General features: G+C 63.4%; 14 protein-coding genes. 7 read left to right on the top strand and 7 right to left on the bottom strand.

Annotation, left to right across the window (positions count from 1 at the left end):
• The first annotated feature begins 263 nt into the window (after positions 1–263).
• From F3H95_RS10920 to F3H95_RS10890, 7 genes are all read left to right on the top strand, one after another.
• Entirely contained in the window at positions 264–1,742 is a 1,479-nt protein-coding gene (locus F3H95_RS10920; RefSeq protein ID WP_149745988.1) for a sugar ABC transporter ATP-binding protein, read from the top strand.
• Positions 1,739–2,776, top strand: coding sequence for an ABC transporter permease (locus F3H95_RS10915; RefSeq protein WP_149745987.1), 1,038 nt, complete (start codon positions 1,739–1,741; stop codon positions 2,774–2,776). Before F3H95_RS10920 ends, F3H95_RS10915 begins: the two co-directional genes overlap by 4 nt.
• Before the next feature lie 32 nt (positions 2,777–2,808).
• The gene (locus F3H95_RS10910; protein ID WP_142880675.1) at positions 2,809–3,852 is read left to right on the top strand and encodes a substrate-binding domain-containing protein; all 1,044 of its coding nucleotides are present in this window, start codon (positions 2,809–2,811) and stop codon (positions 3,850–3,852) included.
• Positions 3,853–3,927: 75 nt separating this feature from the next.
• Positions 3,928–5,181: a hypothetical protein gene (locus tag F3H95_RS10905; protein WP_142880674.1), complete on the top strand. Its 1,254-nt coding sequence runs from the start codon at positions 3,928–3,930 to the stop codon at positions 5,179–5,181.
• A 185-nt stretch (positions 5,182–5,366) separates the two neighbouring features.
• The gene (locus tag F3H95_RS10900) at positions 5,367–6,773 is read left to right on the top strand and encodes an LLM class flavin-dependent oxidoreductase (protein WP_149745986.1); all 1,407 of its coding nucleotides are present in this window, start codon (positions 5,367–5,369) and stop codon (positions 6,771–6,773) included.
• 30 nt (positions 6,774–6,803) lie between these two features.
• Entirely contained in the window at positions 6,804–8,072 is a 1,269-nt protein-coding gene (locus F3H95_RS10895) for an SfnB family sulfur acquisition oxidoreductase (RefSeq protein WP_142880672.1), read from the top strand.
• An 8-nt stretch (positions 8,073–8,080) separates the two neighbouring features.
• Positions 8,081–9,343, top strand: a complete 1,263-nt coding sequence (locus F3H95_RS10890) for an SfnB family sulfur acquisition oxidoreductase (RefSeq protein ID WP_149745985.1) — start codon at positions 8,081–8,083, stop codon at positions 9,341–9,343.
• A 145-nt stretch (positions 9,344–9,488) separates the two neighbouring features.
• Here the strand turns inward: F3H95_RS10890 and F3H95_RS10885 are convergent, their stop codons facing one another.
• The 7 genes from F3H95_RS10885 to F3H95_RS10855 all read right to left on the bottom strand — a co-directional run bounded on the left by F3H95_RS10885 (position 9,489) and on the right by F3H95_RS10855 (position 16,172).
• Positions 9,489–10,352 carry a VOC family protein gene (locus F3H95_RS10885; RefSeq protein WP_149745984.1) on the bottom strand — a complete coding sequence of 288 codons (864 nt, stop codon included), beginning with the start codon at positions 10,350–10,352 and terminating at the stop codon, positions 9,489–9,491.
• Between the two features lie 89 nt (positions 10,353–10,441).
• The gene (locus tag F3H95_RS10880; RefSeq protein WP_149745983.1) at positions 10,442–11,044 is read right to left on the bottom strand and encodes an alkylhydroperoxidase domain protein; all 603 of its coding nucleotides are present in this window, start codon (positions 11,042–11,044) and stop codon (positions 10,442–10,444) included.
• 13 nt (positions 11,045–11,057) lie between these two features.
• Positions 11,058–11,657: a CMD domain protein gene (locus tag F3H95_RS10875; RefSeq protein ID WP_149745982.1), complete on the bottom strand. Its 600-nt coding sequence runs from the start codon at positions 11,655–11,657 to the stop codon at positions 11,058–11,060.
• 21 nt (positions 11,658–11,678) lie between these two features.
• Positions 11,679–12,716 carry a putative FMN-dependent luciferase-like monooxygenase gene (locus F3H95_RS10870; protein WP_149745981.1) on the bottom strand — a complete coding sequence of 346 codons (1,038 nt, stop codon included), beginning with the start codon at positions 12,714–12,716 and terminating at the stop codon, positions 11,679–11,681.
• The gene (locus F3H95_RS10865; RefSeq protein ID WP_149745980.1) at positions 12,713–14,362 is read right to left on the bottom strand and encodes an ABC transporter ATP-binding protein; all 1,650 of its coding nucleotides are present in this window, start codon (positions 14,360–14,362) and stop codon (positions 12,713–12,715) included. Before F3H95_RS10865 ends, F3H95_RS10870 begins: the two co-directional genes overlap by 4 nt.
• Positions 14,359–15,231 (bottom strand): ABC transporter permease, encoded by an 873-nt coding sequence (locus F3H95_RS10860; protein ID WP_149745979.1) that lies wholly within the window; start codon positions 15,229–15,231, stop codon positions 14,359–14,361. Before F3H95_RS10860 ends, F3H95_RS10865 begins: the two co-directional genes overlap by 4 nt.
• The gene (locus tag F3H95_RS10855; protein WP_149745978.1) at positions 15,228–16,172 is read right to left on the bottom strand and encodes an ABC transporter permease; all 945 of its coding nucleotides are present in this window, start codon (positions 16,170–16,172) and stop codon (positions 15,228–15,230) included. Before F3H95_RS10855 ends, F3H95_RS10860 begins: the two co-directional genes overlap by 4 nt.
• Positions 16,173–16,216: the final 44 nt, after the last annotated feature.

Genomic DNA, 16,216 nt, shown 5'->3' with positions numbered 1-16,216 from the left:
GATTAATGAGTGCGGATTGTTGCGTCTTGGTGAGGCAAGGCGGGTTTTCTTGCTCAGAAGCCGATGGCTCAGGAGAAAATCTGGCTATCGTCAAGTCATGGCTTGCTGTGGTTGCGCGAGCGCCGGCATTACGCGCGACGAAAACGGGCAAGCGTCTGAAATGAGAAATCTTTTCTACAGTTTCGCTTTGGCAGGCAAGTCGCGTTCTTGAACGTAAGCCTGTTGCGATTACCACTCAGCACGCATCAATCACAGGCCGCGCCATGTCTCTTATCGAGATCGAAAATATTCACCGATCCTTCGGCTCCACCCGGGCCTTGGCCGGGGCGTCTCTAGGCATCGGGCGGGGCGAAATCGTCGCGCTGATGGGGGCGAACGGCGCCGGCAAGTCGACGCTGGTGAAGATCCTGTCCGGCGTCCAGACGTCAGACAGCGGATCGATCCGCATGAACGGACGGGCTTATGCGCCGCAGACACCGGCAGCGGCCGCGGCTCTCGGCGTCGTCACCGTGCATCAGTCGACGGATCTGGTCGGCATCCCGGATCTGACGGTTGCGGATGCGCTGCTGCTCAACCATTTCGTCGATGGCCGCCAACCCTTCTTCCTCACGCGCCGCAGTGTTCGCCGGACCGCCGCAACGATCCTCAGCGAGGCGGGTTTCGATCTGCCGCTTGAGCGCCGGTTTTCGGAACTCGGGCCTGCGGACCGGCAGTTGATCGCGATTGCCCGCGCTCTCTCCATGAAGGCGCAGCTGCTGATCCTTGACGAACCGACCGCCAGCCTTTCGACGGAAGAGGCAGGCCGCCTGTATCAGACCGTCCTTGGCCTGAAAGCAAGGGGGATTTCGGTTCTCTACATCTCGCACCGGACGGCCGACATCGCGGCACTGGCCGACCGCGCCGTCGTACTGCGCGGCGGCAGGGATGTGGCCACCTTCACGCGACCGATCGATTTCGATGAGGCGATTGCGGCGATGATCGGCAGGCCGCTCAACGCGGCACGTCCACAAGCGAGGGCTTCACGCGGCCGGGTCGTGCTGGAGCTGCGGGCGGTGCAACTGCATCGGCGTGCCCAACCCTTCGACCTTCAGGTGCGGGAAGGCGAGGTTGTCGCCATTACCGGCGTGCTCGGGGCCGGCAAGAGCCGCCTGTTGTCCGCGCTGTTTGGCACGCATCATCTTGCCGGCGGCGAGGTAGTGCTGGATGGGCGCGCCTATGCGCCGCGCGATCCGGCCGACGCGATTGCCGCGGGCGTCGTGATGGCCGCCGAGGACCGGCATCGCTCCTCCCTGATGCCGCGCGACTGGCCGGGAGAGACGATCGCGGCCACCATCAGCCTGCCGCACCTGCCGCGCTGGTATCCAAAGGGCTTGATGCTGTCCGGCCGGGAGACGCGGGAAGCCGGCAAGGCCATCTCTCGCCTCGGCATCAAGGCGCAATCGCCGGGACAATCCATCTGGGCGCTCTCGGGCGGCAACCAGCAGAAGGTGGTTCTGGCGCGCTGGGAAGCGGAGCCAAGCCGTCTCCTGCTGCTGGACGAGCCTTTCCAGGGGGTGGATGTCGGCGCGCGCCAGGACATCATCGCCGCCATCCGTGCCGACCGCAGCCGCGCCACCCTGATTGCCACATCCGATACCGAGGAGGCCCTCGAGGTCGCGGATCGGGTTCTGGTGATGGACCACCATAGCCTCAGACCGGAACATCAAGGCAGTGCGCCTGCACTGCTGGAGGAACATGCATGAGCGAGATCAGCCAGGGTGAGGCCGTCGCGGCCTCCTATCATCGATTCACGGGCGACGTGTTGAAGGATATCGTCCGCCGCGGTGCTGTTTTCCTGCTGCTCGCGGCTCTGTTCGTGCTGTTCACCGCGGCACAGCCGGCCTTTCTGACGCTCAACAATCTGATGAGCGTGCTGCAGGCCGTCTCCGTCGTGGCGATCATCGGCGCCGGCGTCACGGTGACGCTGGCGATCGGCGGCTTCGATCTCTCGGTCGGCGCGGTGGCGGCCTCCAGCGTCATGGCGGCCAGCTATGCGATGATCGTACTCGGCTTTTCCGCCTGGCAGACCGTGCCGCTGGTGCTGGCCTTCGGCGCACTGGTCGGGCTCGTCAACGCCTTCCTGATCGTCAAACTGAAGGTGCCGGATCTGCTGGCGACCCTTGCGACCATGTTCCTGCTGACCGGCCTGCAACTCATCCCGACGGCCGGACGCTCCATCTCCGTCGGCCTGATCCTGCCGGATGGGACGACGGCCACCGGCAAATATGATCCGGCCTTCCTGCTGATCGGCCGCTCCAGCCTGTTCGGAACGGTGCCGCTGCCGGTCATCCTGATGGTTCTGGTGGCCATTGCCCTTTACGTGCTCACGGAACACACGCGGTTTGGCCGCCTTCTGTTTGCGACCGGTGGCAACGAGATCGCGACCCGGCTGGCCGGCGGCAACACGGCCCGCATCCGCACCATTGCCTATGTCCTCTCCGGAACCCTGGCGGCGCTGGGCGGTATCATCGTCGCCGCCCGTGTCGGGCGCGGCGATGTCTCGTCGGGCGCGTCGCTTCTGATGGATTCAGTGGCCGCCTCGCTGATCGGCTTTGCGGTTTTGAGCCTCAAGCGCCCGAACGTGCTCGGTACCACGGTCGGCGCGGTCTTCGTCGGCGTGCTTCTCAACGGGCTCACCATGCTGAACGCGCCCTATTACACGCAGGATTTCATCAAGGGCGCCGTGCTCGTCGGGGCCCTGGCGCTCACTTACGGCTTCAGCCGCGCCCGCACGTAAACACATTCCTTTTCACAGCTATGGGGACATCCATGAACAGACTGATCAAGACTTTTGCCGCCGCCGTGATCGGCGGAAGCTTCCTCGCCCAGGCAGCCATGGCGGCGGGCATTGCCGGTGCGCCGGCGCCTTTCGACAAGCGTCAGGTGAACATTGCCGTCGTCAGCTTCCTCGGCAGCGGCGACTGGCTGCAGGCTTTCGAAGCCGGCGTGAAGCGTCAGGCCGATGCGCTCGGCGTAAAGCTGACCGTCTCGCAGGCGCGCAACGACAACGAGACGCAGCGCAATCTGGTCGAGCAGGCCATCAATCTCGGCGTCGATGGCATCATCATCAACAATGGCCGTCCCGAAGTGCTGAAGGACGTCGCCCAGAAGGCGCTCGACAAGGGCATCAAGGTCGTCGCCTATGACGTCAACCTCGACAATCCCAAGATTGCCCAGATCGAGCAGAGCGACAAGGACATGGCGACGCTCGTTCTCGATCAGGCGATCAAGGACAAGGGCGATGGCTTTACCGGCGGTGCCGTCTACGTGGCCGGCTTTGCGCCGCTTGACCGTCGCTATGCCGTCTGGAAGGATTATGTCGCCAAGCATAACCTGAAGGAAAAGGCCGTCTGGGGCGTGGTCAACGATACCGTTCCGGCCTCTGTCGCCGACCAGACCAAGGCCGTGCTGCGCGCCAACCCGGATATTTCCGTGATCTTTACCCCCTGGGACGAGTTTGCCAAGGGCGTGAAGCTCGCCATCGACGAGCTTGGCGTTGCAAGCAAGGTGAAGATCTACGGCGTCGATACCTCCACCGCCGACATCCAGCTGATGATCGAGCCGGACAGTGCCTGGGTCGCAACGGCGGCCACCAATGCTGCGGTCGTGGGCGAAGTGTCCGTCCGCGCCGTTTCGCTGGATATCGCCGGCCAGTTCCCGGGCCAGTCGGTGCTGCTGAAGCCGACGCTGATTACCCGCGACGATCTCACCAGGAACTCCATCGGCACGATCGAGGATCTGCAGAAGAAGTTCCCGGCCTTCCAGAAGAGCGATGCCGCAACGGCGAGCTGGATTCCGGCCGCCAAGAACTGACCACCGCGAACCGAGCCCTCAGCACCGCCTCGCGGAGAGGCGGTGCGTCTTCATAACCGCGATACGAGAAACGTCATGGCCCAGACCGAATTGCCGACCCCCGATTATGCCCGCAACATGAAACTGATCGGCCATAGCGATATCGGCGGCCGTGGCGATGGCCTGCAACTGATGGTGCATCGCGGCCATGCCTATGTGGCGCATCCCTGGTCGCAAGGCTTCTCCATCGTGGATGTGCGCGATCCGGCCCACCCGAAGACCGTGAATTACGTGCAGGCGCCGGCCAACACCTGGAACATCCACCTGCAGACCCATGGCGATCTGCTGCTGGTCATCAACGCGCTGGATCTTTTCGCGGACGTGGACACCTTCACTGACGAGAAGGCCTATTACACGAAGTCGGTCGGCGAGACGGTGGCCGCGACGAAGCGGGAAAGGGCCTGGACGGCCGGCATGACGGTCTACGATATTTCCGTGCCGGATCGTCCCCGCAAGATCGGCCAGCTGGATGTGGAGGGCGTCGGCTTCCATCGCCTGTGGTATGTCGGCGGACGCTATGCCTATGCCTCGGCTTTGCTGGATGGCTTCTCCGACTATATCTTCGTCACCATCGACATGGCGGACCCGACGAAGCCGGAACTGGTCGGTCGCTGGTGGCTGCCGGGCATGAACCGCGCAGCAGGCGAAGAGCCGAACTGGGGCGAGGGGCGCCGCTATGCACTTCATCATGCCCTAGTTCACGGCAACACTGCCTATGCCTGCTGGCGCGACGGTGGGCTGACGCTCATCGACATTACCGATCATGCGGCGCCGAAGCTGATCAAGCATCACAACTGGTGCCCCCCTTACGGCGGCGGAACCCATTCGCCGCTGCCGCTTCCCGGTCGCGATCTGCTGGTGGTGGCGGACGAAGCCGTGCTCGACAACGAGGAGGATGGCCGCAAGCACACCTGGGTCTTCGATATCCGCGTGCCGGAAAACCCGATCAGCATCTCGACCTTCCCCATCCCGAACGAAGCGGATTATGTCACGAAGGGCGGTCACTTCGGCCCGCACAACCTGCATGAGAACCGCCCGGGCAGCTTCCAGTCGGAAACCCTGATCTTCGCCACCTGGCAGAATGCCGGCATTCGCGCCTTCGACATTTCCGATCCCTATCATCCGGTCGAGACCGGAGCGCTCGTCCCGGCCGGGCCGACCGTCATGACGGATCGCCGCCCCGGCCGGCCCAAGGTCATCCAGTCCGCCGATGTGTTCGTCGATGCGAAGGGGCTGATCTACGCGACCGATTACAATGCCGGGCTGGAAATCATCGAATACGGCGGATGACAACACCACGGCCGTGATCTGGAAAAGGGGAGGGGCTCGGAGAGCCATTCCCTGTTTCCCCGGTCCGCGCGTCCGGCGCAAAAATCTTCCTCCCCTTCGGCGCTGATTAATCTACTTTTCCTATAGACTTATTATTTTTCTGGCATGCTCTCTTCATCTGGCCCTTGGCCGGCGTGGAGAGAGAAATGACAAAGACGATTCATTTCAACGCCTTCGACATGAACTGCGTTGGCCACCAGTCCCCCGGCCTTTGGGCCCATCCGCGGGACAGATCGTGGAAATACAAGGATCTCGACTATTGGCAGGACCTGGCGCGAACCCTTGAACGCGGTATTTTTGATGGCATCTTCATCGCCGATGTGATCGGCTATTACGACGTCTACAAGGGCAACAACTACCACGCGATCCATCAGGCAGCGCAGATCCCGGTCAATGATCCGATCCAGCTTGCCGCGCCGATTGCGCTGGCAACCGAACATCTCGGCATCGGCATTACCGCGTCGACCTCCTTCGAGCATCCCTACACCTTCGCGCGCCGTCTGGCGACGGCCGACCACCATACCAAGGGCCGCATCGGCTGGAACATCGTGACCTCCTATCTCGAAAGCGGGGCCAAGAATGTCGGCCAGACGGGCCTGCAGCGCCACGACAATCGCTACGAGATCGCCAACGAATATCTGGAGGTGGTCTACAAGCTGCTGGAAGGCTCCTGGGAGGAAGGCGCGGTCGTGCGCGATCGCGACGCCCGGGTGTTCACCATTCCGGAAAAGGTGCACGAGATCGGCCATCACGGGAAGCATTTCCACGTGCCGGGCTATGCGTTGACCGAACCTTCGCCGCAGAGGACGCCGGTTCTCTATCAGGCGGGCGCTTCTGGCCCGGGCAAGAAATTCGCAGCCGACCATGCCGAATGCGTGTTCGTCGCGGCCCAGACCAAGACCATCCTGCGCAATTACATCCGCGATATCGAGGAGCGTTTGCTGGTGGCCGGCCGTTCGCGGGCCGACATCCGCATCTACAACCTGCTGACGGTCATCGTGGACGAAACGGACGAGAAGGCGCGCGACCGGTTCCGCGACTATCTCGATTACGTCTCCTATGATGGGGCTCTTACCTTCATGTCCGGCTGGACCGGTGTCGATTTCTCCCGATACGCACCGGAGGATCTGGTGCGCAAGGTGGAGACGAACGCGATCCATTCCGCCATCGAAAGCCTTTCGGAAGGTGATCCGAACAAGCGCTGGACCATTCGCGAACTGGCGGAATGGGGCGGTATCGGTGGCATGGGTCCGGTGGTCGTCGGTTCTGCCAAGACGGTTGCGGACGAATTGCAGGCCTGGGTGGAGGAGACCGGTGTGGACGGCTTCAACCTCGCCTATGCGGTCACTCCGGAAACCTTCGAAAGCATCGTGGACCTCCTTGTGCCCGAACTGCAGCAGCGCGGCGTCTACCCCAAGGCTTACAGGCCGGGCACCCTGCGGGAAAAGCTGTTCGGCAAGGGGCCTTACCTCTCCGAATCCCATCCCGCCAACCGCTATCGCGACATTGAAGCGGTGAAGCGTGCGCAGGCACTGCTTCCCACCGGCAGCTGACGATCACATCACAACAACAGGATTTCGACCATGGGCACGCTTCCCGAGACGAAGATCGACTATTCGGTCCATCCCCGCGTCAATTCCACCGATCCCATTCCACCGCGGCCACGGCCCTCTGAGCCGGCTCATGTTATCCGCAGTGATGCGGAGGCGATCGAGATTGCCGAAAGACTGGCCGAACGGTTCAAGCTGGGCGCCGCCCTCAGGGACAGGGAAGGCCTGCTGCCGATTGCGGAGCTGGATGAGTATTCGCAAAGCGGCCTCTGGAGCATCAATGTACCGAAGGCCTATGGCGGGCCGGAGGTTTCCTATGCGACGCTGGCGAAGGTCATCTCCATCATCGCCGCCGCGGATCCGGCCATTGCGCAGATCACCCAGAACCACCTGGCGATCGTTGCCACCGTCGATCTCGACGGCACCGAGGAACAGAAGCAACTCTTCTTCGGCTGGGCGCTGGCCGGCCTGCGATACGGCAACGCCTTCTCCGAATTGAAGAGCAAGAACGTCGCGACCTTCGAGACCAAGGTGCGTTTTGAAGGCGATGACGTGATCGTCAGTGGCGAGAAATTTTACACCACCGGCGCCCTTCTCTCGCATTTCGTTCCGATCGTTGGTGTCGACGAAACCGGCCAGGGCCATCTCGTCTTTGCCGAACGGGATGCTCCTGGCCTGACGGTTACCAACAACTGGTCGAGCTTTGGTCAGCGCACCACGGCATCCGGATCGGTCAAGATCGATGAGGTGCGTTTGCCGCGCGTGCGGGCACTGACGGTGACCTCCTTCGACCACCCGACCGTGGGCGGCCCGGTCTCGCAGATCATCCAGTCGGCCATTGATGCAGGGATCGCCAGAGGCACGATCGAGGATACGATCGCCTTCATCAAAACCTATAGCCGCCCTTGGATCGACAGTGGCAAGGAAACGGCCGGCGAGGATCTTTTCACCATCGCAGCAGTTGGCGATCTGAAAATCCGGCTGCACGCCGCCGAAGCCCTGCTGGAGATCGCCGGTCGCGCGATTGATGCGGCACGCGCCAACACGACGCTGGAGACCGTGTCAGAAGCCACCATCAAGACCGGTGAATCCAAGGTGCTGACGACGGAAATCGCCATTCTGGCGGCCAACAAGCTGTTCGAGCTGGCAGGCACGCGCTCCACGCTTGCCGAGCACAATCTCGATCGCCACTGGCGCAATGCCCGCGTCCATACGCTGCATGATCCGGTGCGCTGGAAGTTCTTCCATGTCGGTAATTATTATCTCAACGGCGTGCATCCGCCGCGTCACGCCTGGAATTGAGGCCCGCCATGACCAGCGATGATCGCACACTGCACCGTCAGGCGGCCCTGGTTGCGGGACGCCCGGCACCTCACATCGCCCCACGCCGCCAGCCGGCCCACCGCATTTCCAGCGATGCCGAAGCCATAGCCATTGCGCATGATCTGGCCAAGGATTTTGCTGCTGGTGCGGTGGCGCGCGATCGGGAGCGAAAGCTGCCGATTGCCGAGATCGAACGCTTTTCCCAGTCCGGTCTTTGGGCGATCACCGTGCCGAAGGACTATGGTGGCGCAGGTGTTTCCACCGCTACCCTTGCCGAGGTGACCGCGATCATTTCGGCGGCCGATTCCTCCATCGGCCAGATCCCGCAGAACCATTTCTACATGGTCGAGGCCCTGCGGCTGGCCGGAACGGAAGAGCAGAAGGCGCATTACTTCGGCCGCATTCTGGATGGTGACCGGCTGGGCAATGCCTTCACCGAGATCGGCACCCGGACGCCCGTGGATTTCAAGACGCGGATCGTCGCACGGGATGGAAAACTGCTGCTGAACGGGCAGAAGTTCTATGCCACCGGATCGCTCTTTGCGCATATTGTCGTGGCTGTCGCGAAGGATGACCGGGAACGCGTGCAGATCGTCTTCATCGATCGCGCCACGCCGGGTCTGGCGCTGATCGATGACTGGAGCTCGTTCGGCCAGAGGTCAACCGGAAGCGGTACGGTGACCTTTGACGATGTCGAGGTCTCACCCTTTCAGGTGGTGGATCATGATGTTGTCTTCGAGCGCCCGACGCCGATGGGGCCGCTCGCGCAGATCGTCCATGCGGCCGTGCAGGTGGGGATCGCACGCGGAGCGTTGGCCGAGACGATTTCCTATGTCAGGGCCTATGCGCGTCCGTTCTTCGAACTCGACATCGAGCATGGTTATGAGGATCCGCACAGCATTCACGCCGTCGGCGACGTCTCGATCCGCGTGCATGCCGCAAATGCACTGCTCGTCCGGGCTGGTCATCTGCTGGATGCGGCGACGGCAGAGCCCAATGACCGGACCGTCGCCGCGGCTTCCATTGCCGTTGCAGAGGTGAAGGCTTATGGCACAGAGGCCGCGCAGCTTGCCGCCAACAAGCTGATCGAACTCGGCGGAGCCCGTTCCACGCTGGAGGCCTACGGGCTCGACAGGTTCTGGCGCAATGCCCGCACCCATTCGCTGCACGATCCGGTGCGATGGAAGTATCACCATATCGGCAACTACTATCTCAATGGGCTGCTGCCCCCGAGGCATGGAGCCATTTGAGGCGGCCGCTGGGGCGTAAGCTGCTCACCCTTGCCTGTGTGCTACTGCGGTGGCAGGGCATCCTTTGATGCATCCCGCCCGTCGCCCGAGGAACCGATCACAGGCAAGGCGCGACAGGCGGTATGCGCTATCATTGCGGCGCGTCTCAGCCGTGAACGAATTCCAGAACGACGCCACTCGTATACTGTGGTTTCACAAGGATGCTGCCGCGTTCGGTTGTCACAAAGGGAATATCGCCCGCCGCAAGCGCCGACTTCGTGTCATCGAGATGACGGGAGAGAAGGCGAAGCGCGGCATAGCCGCCGTTTGGCTGGACGATCACGTCCAGACTGGGAAAAAGGCTGGAAAAGGCCTGGAGATCGTAGAATTCAAGCGAGGCGGACTGATCGCCGGTGGTAACCCTCTGGCCGCCGTCCAGTGCGTCGACGGCTCCCTTTGCGTAGAAGCGTGCATAAGCCTGCGCCGTGGCCTGCGGATCGGCCACGACCGCAATGATGGCGGAAAGCCCCTGTGCGCCATTGGCATGGTCCTGCAGTTCCGGCCGCCAGACCATGTCCGGGGTCTGCTGCTCGCAGAGGAAGAAATGGCCGACGGGTACCTGTGCGGCATCGAACACCAGCGTCCGGAAGGCGGCGATGCCGGAGCCGCCATCTGGCAGGGGGAGGGGGCGCGAGAAGGCGCTGACGTCGCCGGTTTCGATGCCCAATGCCCTCAGGGCCGGCTTCGCCGCATCGGCGCTCAGCGTGCGGTTGGCGACCGCCAGCAGACCCTCGCCCTGTTGGGCAAGACGCTGGCGTTGCGCAACGTTGGCAGGCGTTTCGGCGACCACGCCGAGCAGTTCGAGATAGTCATGCCGGAAGATGATGGTGTGGTTGGCTGTTCCCTTCTCTGCACTGTGCAGGCCGCGCGGGGAGAGCGTAAAGCCCAGCCGGCGATAGGCTTCGGCGCTCTGATCAAGATCGTTGACCAGCAGGAACGTGTGGTCGATGCCAAGAACCGGATGGGTCACGGTGAACTCCTTCATTGGGTACAGAATGGCGCCCACCAGCTTGCGGCTTGTGCCTGCAAGCTGGCAATTCTTTTTCGGGCTGTGAGAGATTACTGTGCCGGCGTCGGCTCGCCCAGCGACAGCATCAGACGGTTGGCCCAGTTGAAGAAGGCGGCCCCGTGGATGACGTCGGAAATCTCCTCGTTCGAAAGGCCGGCCGTGCGCAGTCGCTCCACATGGTCAGATCCGAAGGACGGCGGCGTCGCGGTCAATGCCACCGTGGCCGCAACAATGGCATTCCAGCGCTCGCCAAGATCGGCGGATACGCCGTCATCCAGCAGTTTCTGCACTTCGGCCTTGTGGTCCGAATGGTGCGAGGCGAAGCGTGAATGCACCGAGGCGCAGAAGATACAGCCATTGGCGCGGGAGGCCGCAGTCGCCGCCAACTCGCGTTCCGCCCGCGGCAGGCCATCCGCCACGTTGTAGAAGATGTCCTTGTCTGTCTTCGTGCGGGCTTCCAGAATGTCCGGATCGCGCACCAGAAGCGCGAAGTAGGGAGATTGCGCGCGGGCTCTGTCCACCAGCGCCTCATAATGGCGCTCGGTCAGTTCGTCCGCCGTCAGCGGCTGAAGCCAGGGCGTCCAGCCGATCTGGGCCTGGGTGAACACGTTCGGAACATTCTCTACCTGCGGCTCGATGATCGTTTCGGTCATGATGTCTCTCCGGTCAGGCGGCATTGAGGACCTTCAGACCCGCGATCACGCGGATCTGGAAGGCAAGGAAGGCGACGAGTTGCGACGCGGTGACGATGGATGTCGTGTTCCATCCGGCCGCCAGCAGCTTTGACAGTGCCTCGGGCTTAGCATCGCGCGGGTGGAGCACCAGCAGATGGGCGTGTTCCAGGAGTGTGGAAAGCTTTTCACCGAGCACGGCGCGTTCCGCATCTGCCACCTGGTAGATCAGGCCATCCCGGTTTTCGCGCAAGAGCGGCCCGGCTGGATAATGCCCGTAGGGTCCGTTCGTCAGGCCAGCGGCAGCGGCCTGTTCCACCGCGACCCGAAGCGCCGTTCCGTTCGCCTGCTCATTGAGGTGGTCCGCATAGAAAGCGGAAATCGCTGCCTGCCCGTGCAGGATCGAGACAAAGGCGGCAAGCGCGAAGCGATCGGACACGGGAAAATCGCCAGCATCGGCGGGCGCAAAAAGCGCGACCCAGCTTGCCTGTGCGCCTTCTCTGGTCACCGGGCGCCGCGCGCGGAGGACGGCACCTGCCGAGCCGGATGCGATCCCTGCCAGATGGTCGATGATATCGGGAATGGTCGTGGTCATGCCTGTTGCTTTCTTCGCTGCTTACTCTGCCGCAATCCGGGCGGGCGCCGTGTCCGGGGTCCAGCCGAGAGCCGGCGCGACCTCTGCCGCGATCAGTTCGATGGAGCGCAGGATGTATTCGTGCGGCGGATCGATCGAATGGACCTGGAAAACAAGGTCGGTGGTGCGCGCAAGGGCGCTATCGGCCTTCAGGGTGGCGATCACGTCGTCCGGCGTTCCCACATGGCTGTCGAGCGCCTTGATCAGATCCTCCAGGCTGCGGCCCGGGATGCGGTGCCCGGCCGCGGCGAAGCGATCGGCCACGCGGGTCAATCCCGCTTCGGCCAGCTTCAGCGCCTGCTTGCGGTCATCGGCCACGAAGAGGCTGCGCGAGCCGAGAATGCGGGGCGCGCGGCCGGCGGGAAGAGCGGCGAGATAGGCATCGATCATCGGGTTCTGAAGCGCGTCCAGCCGTGCATCGTGATTGTCAGCCGGGCGCGGCTGCGTGCGTGACAGCATCAGGCCGTCCCCCTTTTCGCCCGCAAGCTTCGCGCCATTGGCCGAGAAGGTCGCAAGCCAGATGCGATCGAGAAGATGCGGCGCCTTGGGATAGAGCCGGTTGCCGGCGCCGAGATCCTCTCCGGCCCAGGCCCTGCGGACGATGCCGAGATATTCGGCACAAACCTCGCCGCGCCTCTCCGGTGAAATGCCGAAGGCCTCGAAGGATTCGCGCGTCCCGCCAGTGCCGAAGCCGACGTCCAGGCGGCCGCCGGAGAGGAGATCGACAACCGCCGTATCCTCCGCGACGCGCAGCGGATTTTCCATAGGGAGCGTGATGACGCCGGTCCCCAGGCGGATGCGGGAGGTGTTTGCCGCCACATGCGCCAGAAACACGGCCGGGGAGGGGAGGCCGCCTTCATCGGCATGGAAATGGTGCTGGGCGATCCAGGCGCTGTCGAAGCCATGGGCTTCGGCGTGGACGATCTGCGCCTCCGCCAGACGGTATCGCTCGCCTGGCCCCGTATCATCCAGAAGCCGGGTAAAGAAGCCAAGTCGTTTTTTCGTCGGATGTTCGCTCATGATCCCTGTCCGGCTGTCTGTGCTGCGAGGTGGAGGTGATGCGGAAACGTGCGACCGGGCACGGCCTCGATCAGTTCGCGGGTATAGTCGCTGGCGGGGCTCTCGAAGATCTGCGCCACCGGGCCGTAATCCACCTGTCGGCCGTTCTGCAGGACGGAGACGGTGTCGGCGATCTGGCGCACGACGGCGAGATCGTGCGAGACGAAGATGTAGGTCAGGCCGAGATCCCGCTGCAATTCACCAAGCAGCGCAAGGATCTGCGCCTGCACGGTGACATCGAGGGCGGAGACGGCTTCATCCAGCACCACGACCTCCGGCTCCAGAATAAGCGCCCGCGCAATCGCGACCCGCTGTCGCTGGCCGCCGGACAGCGCATGGGGCAGGCGGGAAAGCACGGATGTCGGCAGGCCGACCCGCTCGATAATGGCCTCGACACGCTGCGCGCGCTCCGTCTTTGGCAGCGGATCGAAATTCAGAAGCGGCTCTTCCACGATGGAAAAGATCGTCTGCCTCGGATCGAGCGACCCCCAGGGGTTCTGGTAGACCAGCTGGATCTTGCGGCGGAACGGCCGAAGCGTGCGAGAGCTCAAGCCGGCCACATCGGTGTCGCCGACATGGATCGTCCCGCCGGTTGCCTTCTGGAAGCCGGCGATCGCCCGGATCGTCGTCGTCTTGCCCGAGCCGCTTTCGCCGACGATGGCATGCGTGGTGCCTTTGCGCACGGTAAAGGAGACATTGTCCACCGCGCGGAAGCGACGTCCGCCGGGCAGGCCGAAATCCAGGCTCAGCCCTTCGACCGTGACCAGAGGCTTGCTATCGGCATCAATCGCCGGGCGGGTTGACCTGACGGCCAGCGAGGGCGCGTCGGAGAGCAGCTTGCGGGTATAGGCGCTTTGCGGCGTGGCGAGCACCTCGGCGGTCGGTCCCTGCTCCTGAATGCGGCCGTTCTGCAGCACCACCAGGCGATCCGAACGGTCTGCCGCCACGCCGAGGTCGTGGGTCACCAGAAGAAGCGAGGTGCCGTATGCGCGCCGCAGGTCGTCGATCAGGTCGAGGATGCGACGCTGCACGGTCACATCAAGAGCCGAGGTCGGCTCGTCGGCGATGATGAGCGCCGGTTTCAGCGCAATGGCGATGGCGATCAGCACACGCTGCTTCATGCCGCCTGACAGTTCGTGCGGATACTGCTTCGCCCGCAGCTCCGGTTCGGACAGACCCACCTGCGTGAGCAATTCGATCACCCGCCGATCTGCCTCTGTCCGGTTGAGGCGGCCATGGATCTCCAGGATTTCGCGCACCTGAGCGCCGACCGAGAGCACCGGATTGAGGGAATTCGACGGATCCTGCGGAATAAGGCTGACCACCGGGCCACGGATGCCGCGCAGGCGCTTTTCGGTCCAGCGGGAGATATCCTCTCCATTGAGATGGATCGAGCCGGCATCGATGTGCCCAGAGCCTGCCAGAAGCCCGAGGACGGATTGCGCCGTCGTGGTCTTGCCGGAACCGCTTTCTCCCACAAGCGCCAGCACCTCGCCGGGCGCGACCGAAAAGGAGACATCATGGACCACACGTGTCCGCGCCTCGCCCTCGCCATAGGAAATGCTGAGATTGCGGATCTCCAGAATGGGTGTCGTGTTCGCGCTCATCGGCCCCTCCCGATCGACTGGCTGATGCGGTTGGCGGAAAGCACGACGGCGACGACCACGAAGCCGGGGGCGGCTGTCAGCCACCAGGCCGTGGCGAGATAGTTGCGGCCCTCGGCGATCAGCAGACCCCATTCCGGTGTGGGCGGGGGCGCGCCATAACCCAGGAAGCCGAGCGTCGAGAGCTGCAGGATCGCCCACCCAAACTGCACGGCCGTGTAGGCAATCACCGACGTCAGCGAATTCGGCAGGATATGCCGCCGCAGCACGTTCCAGAATGTGCCGCCGCTGCCGAAGGCGGCTTCGACGTAATCCGCCCTGCGTACCCGCACCACCTCCGAACGCATCAGGCGGGCAAAGCCGGCAATCGCCGTTGCACCGACCGCGATGGCGGCGTTCAGCGTTCCAAAGCCCAGCAGGATAATGATGCTGAGCGAGAGCAGCAGCGTCGGAACCGACAGCAGCACATCGACGAAACGCATGATGACGGCGTCGATCCGTCCGCCGATCGCACCAGCGAACAGGCCAAGTCCGGTTCCGACCACGAGGCCGACGGCGACCGCTGCGACGGCCCCGGACAGCGAATGCACCGCGCCGTGAACGATGCGGGCAAACAGGTCGCGGCCGAGCGAATCCGTGCCCAGCAGATGCAGCGCGGAGGGCGGCTTCAACTGCCCGCCCGGTACGCCTTCGATCGGATTGTAGATGGTGAACAGACCGGGAGCGATGGCCCAGAGCAGCGCCGTGCCGAGGATCAGCCAGGCCAGCACCAGTCCGAAGGAGATACGGCTGAGCCGGAAAGTCCGTCTTGCTGGTTCTTTCGCAGCGGTGCGTGCGGGCAAAAGACCGGCGGAGGTTTCAAGGGTGGTCATGCTGTGGCTCCGCTTGGTGTTCTCAGGCGCGGGTCGAGGATGGGGTAGAGCAGATCGACCAGCAGGTTGATCGTGACGAAGGCGGCGGCCGAGATCACCACGATGGCCTGCAGGACGGAAAGGTCCTGGTTGCCGACGGCCTTTTCCGTCAGCACGCCGATGCCGTTGAGGCCGAAGACCGTCTCCGTGACCACCGCACCGGCGATCAGCTCGCCGAACAGCACGCCGGCGATGGTGAGCGCCGGCAGGATCGCGTTGCCCGCCACGTGACGCCACAGGATCCGTCTCTGCGTCGCTCCCTTTGCAACGGCAACGGCAATGAACGGCCGTGTGCGGATTTCATCGATGCTGCGGATCAGGATCTGCGCCAGTGGTGCTGCGATCGGGACCGACAGGGTCGCGACCGGGAGAACGAGGCTTTCCCAGGGGCCGGGATTGATGACCGACACCAGCTTCAGGCGGAAGGAGAAGATCTGGATCAGCATGATGCCGAGCCAGAAGACGGGCACCGAGACGAACAGCGAGGGGATCGATTGAACGAGGTTGCGCAGCCAGGCAAAGGGCGCGAGGGACGACAACGCCGCGATCAACACCGCAAGGCCGACGGCGGCGGCAAAACCGAGCGCGGCGAGCATCAAGGTGGGCGGCAGATTGACAGCAAGCTGGGCCGAAACTGGTACGCCCGCCTGGATGGAGTAGCCGAAGTCACCCTTCAGGAAATTGGCGAGCGTCTTCAGATACTGCGTGAGCAGCGTGCCGTCGACGGCATAGGCTTCCCGAATGGCCTGGATCTGTTCCGGGCTCAAGCCGTAGTCCGGATTGAGGAACTTGATGAGAACGGCATCGCCCGGCATGGCCTGCAGCAGGAGGAAGGAGAGCGTGAACGCTGCCCACAGCACCAGCAATGCCTGTCCGATCCGGCTCAGTATATAGCGCGTCATCCGCGGGTCTCCCTCGAAAGGTCAGCGACGGCGTGTCTCCGCGC

Source organism: Rhizobium sp. RU35A (assembly GCF_900156005.1).
Taxonomy (GTDB): Bacteria; Pseudomonadota; Alphaproteobacteria; order Rhizobiales; family Rhizobiaceae; genus Neorhizobium; species Neorhizobium straminoryzae.
This window is presented reverse-complemented; position numbering and strand designations above follow the sequence as displayed.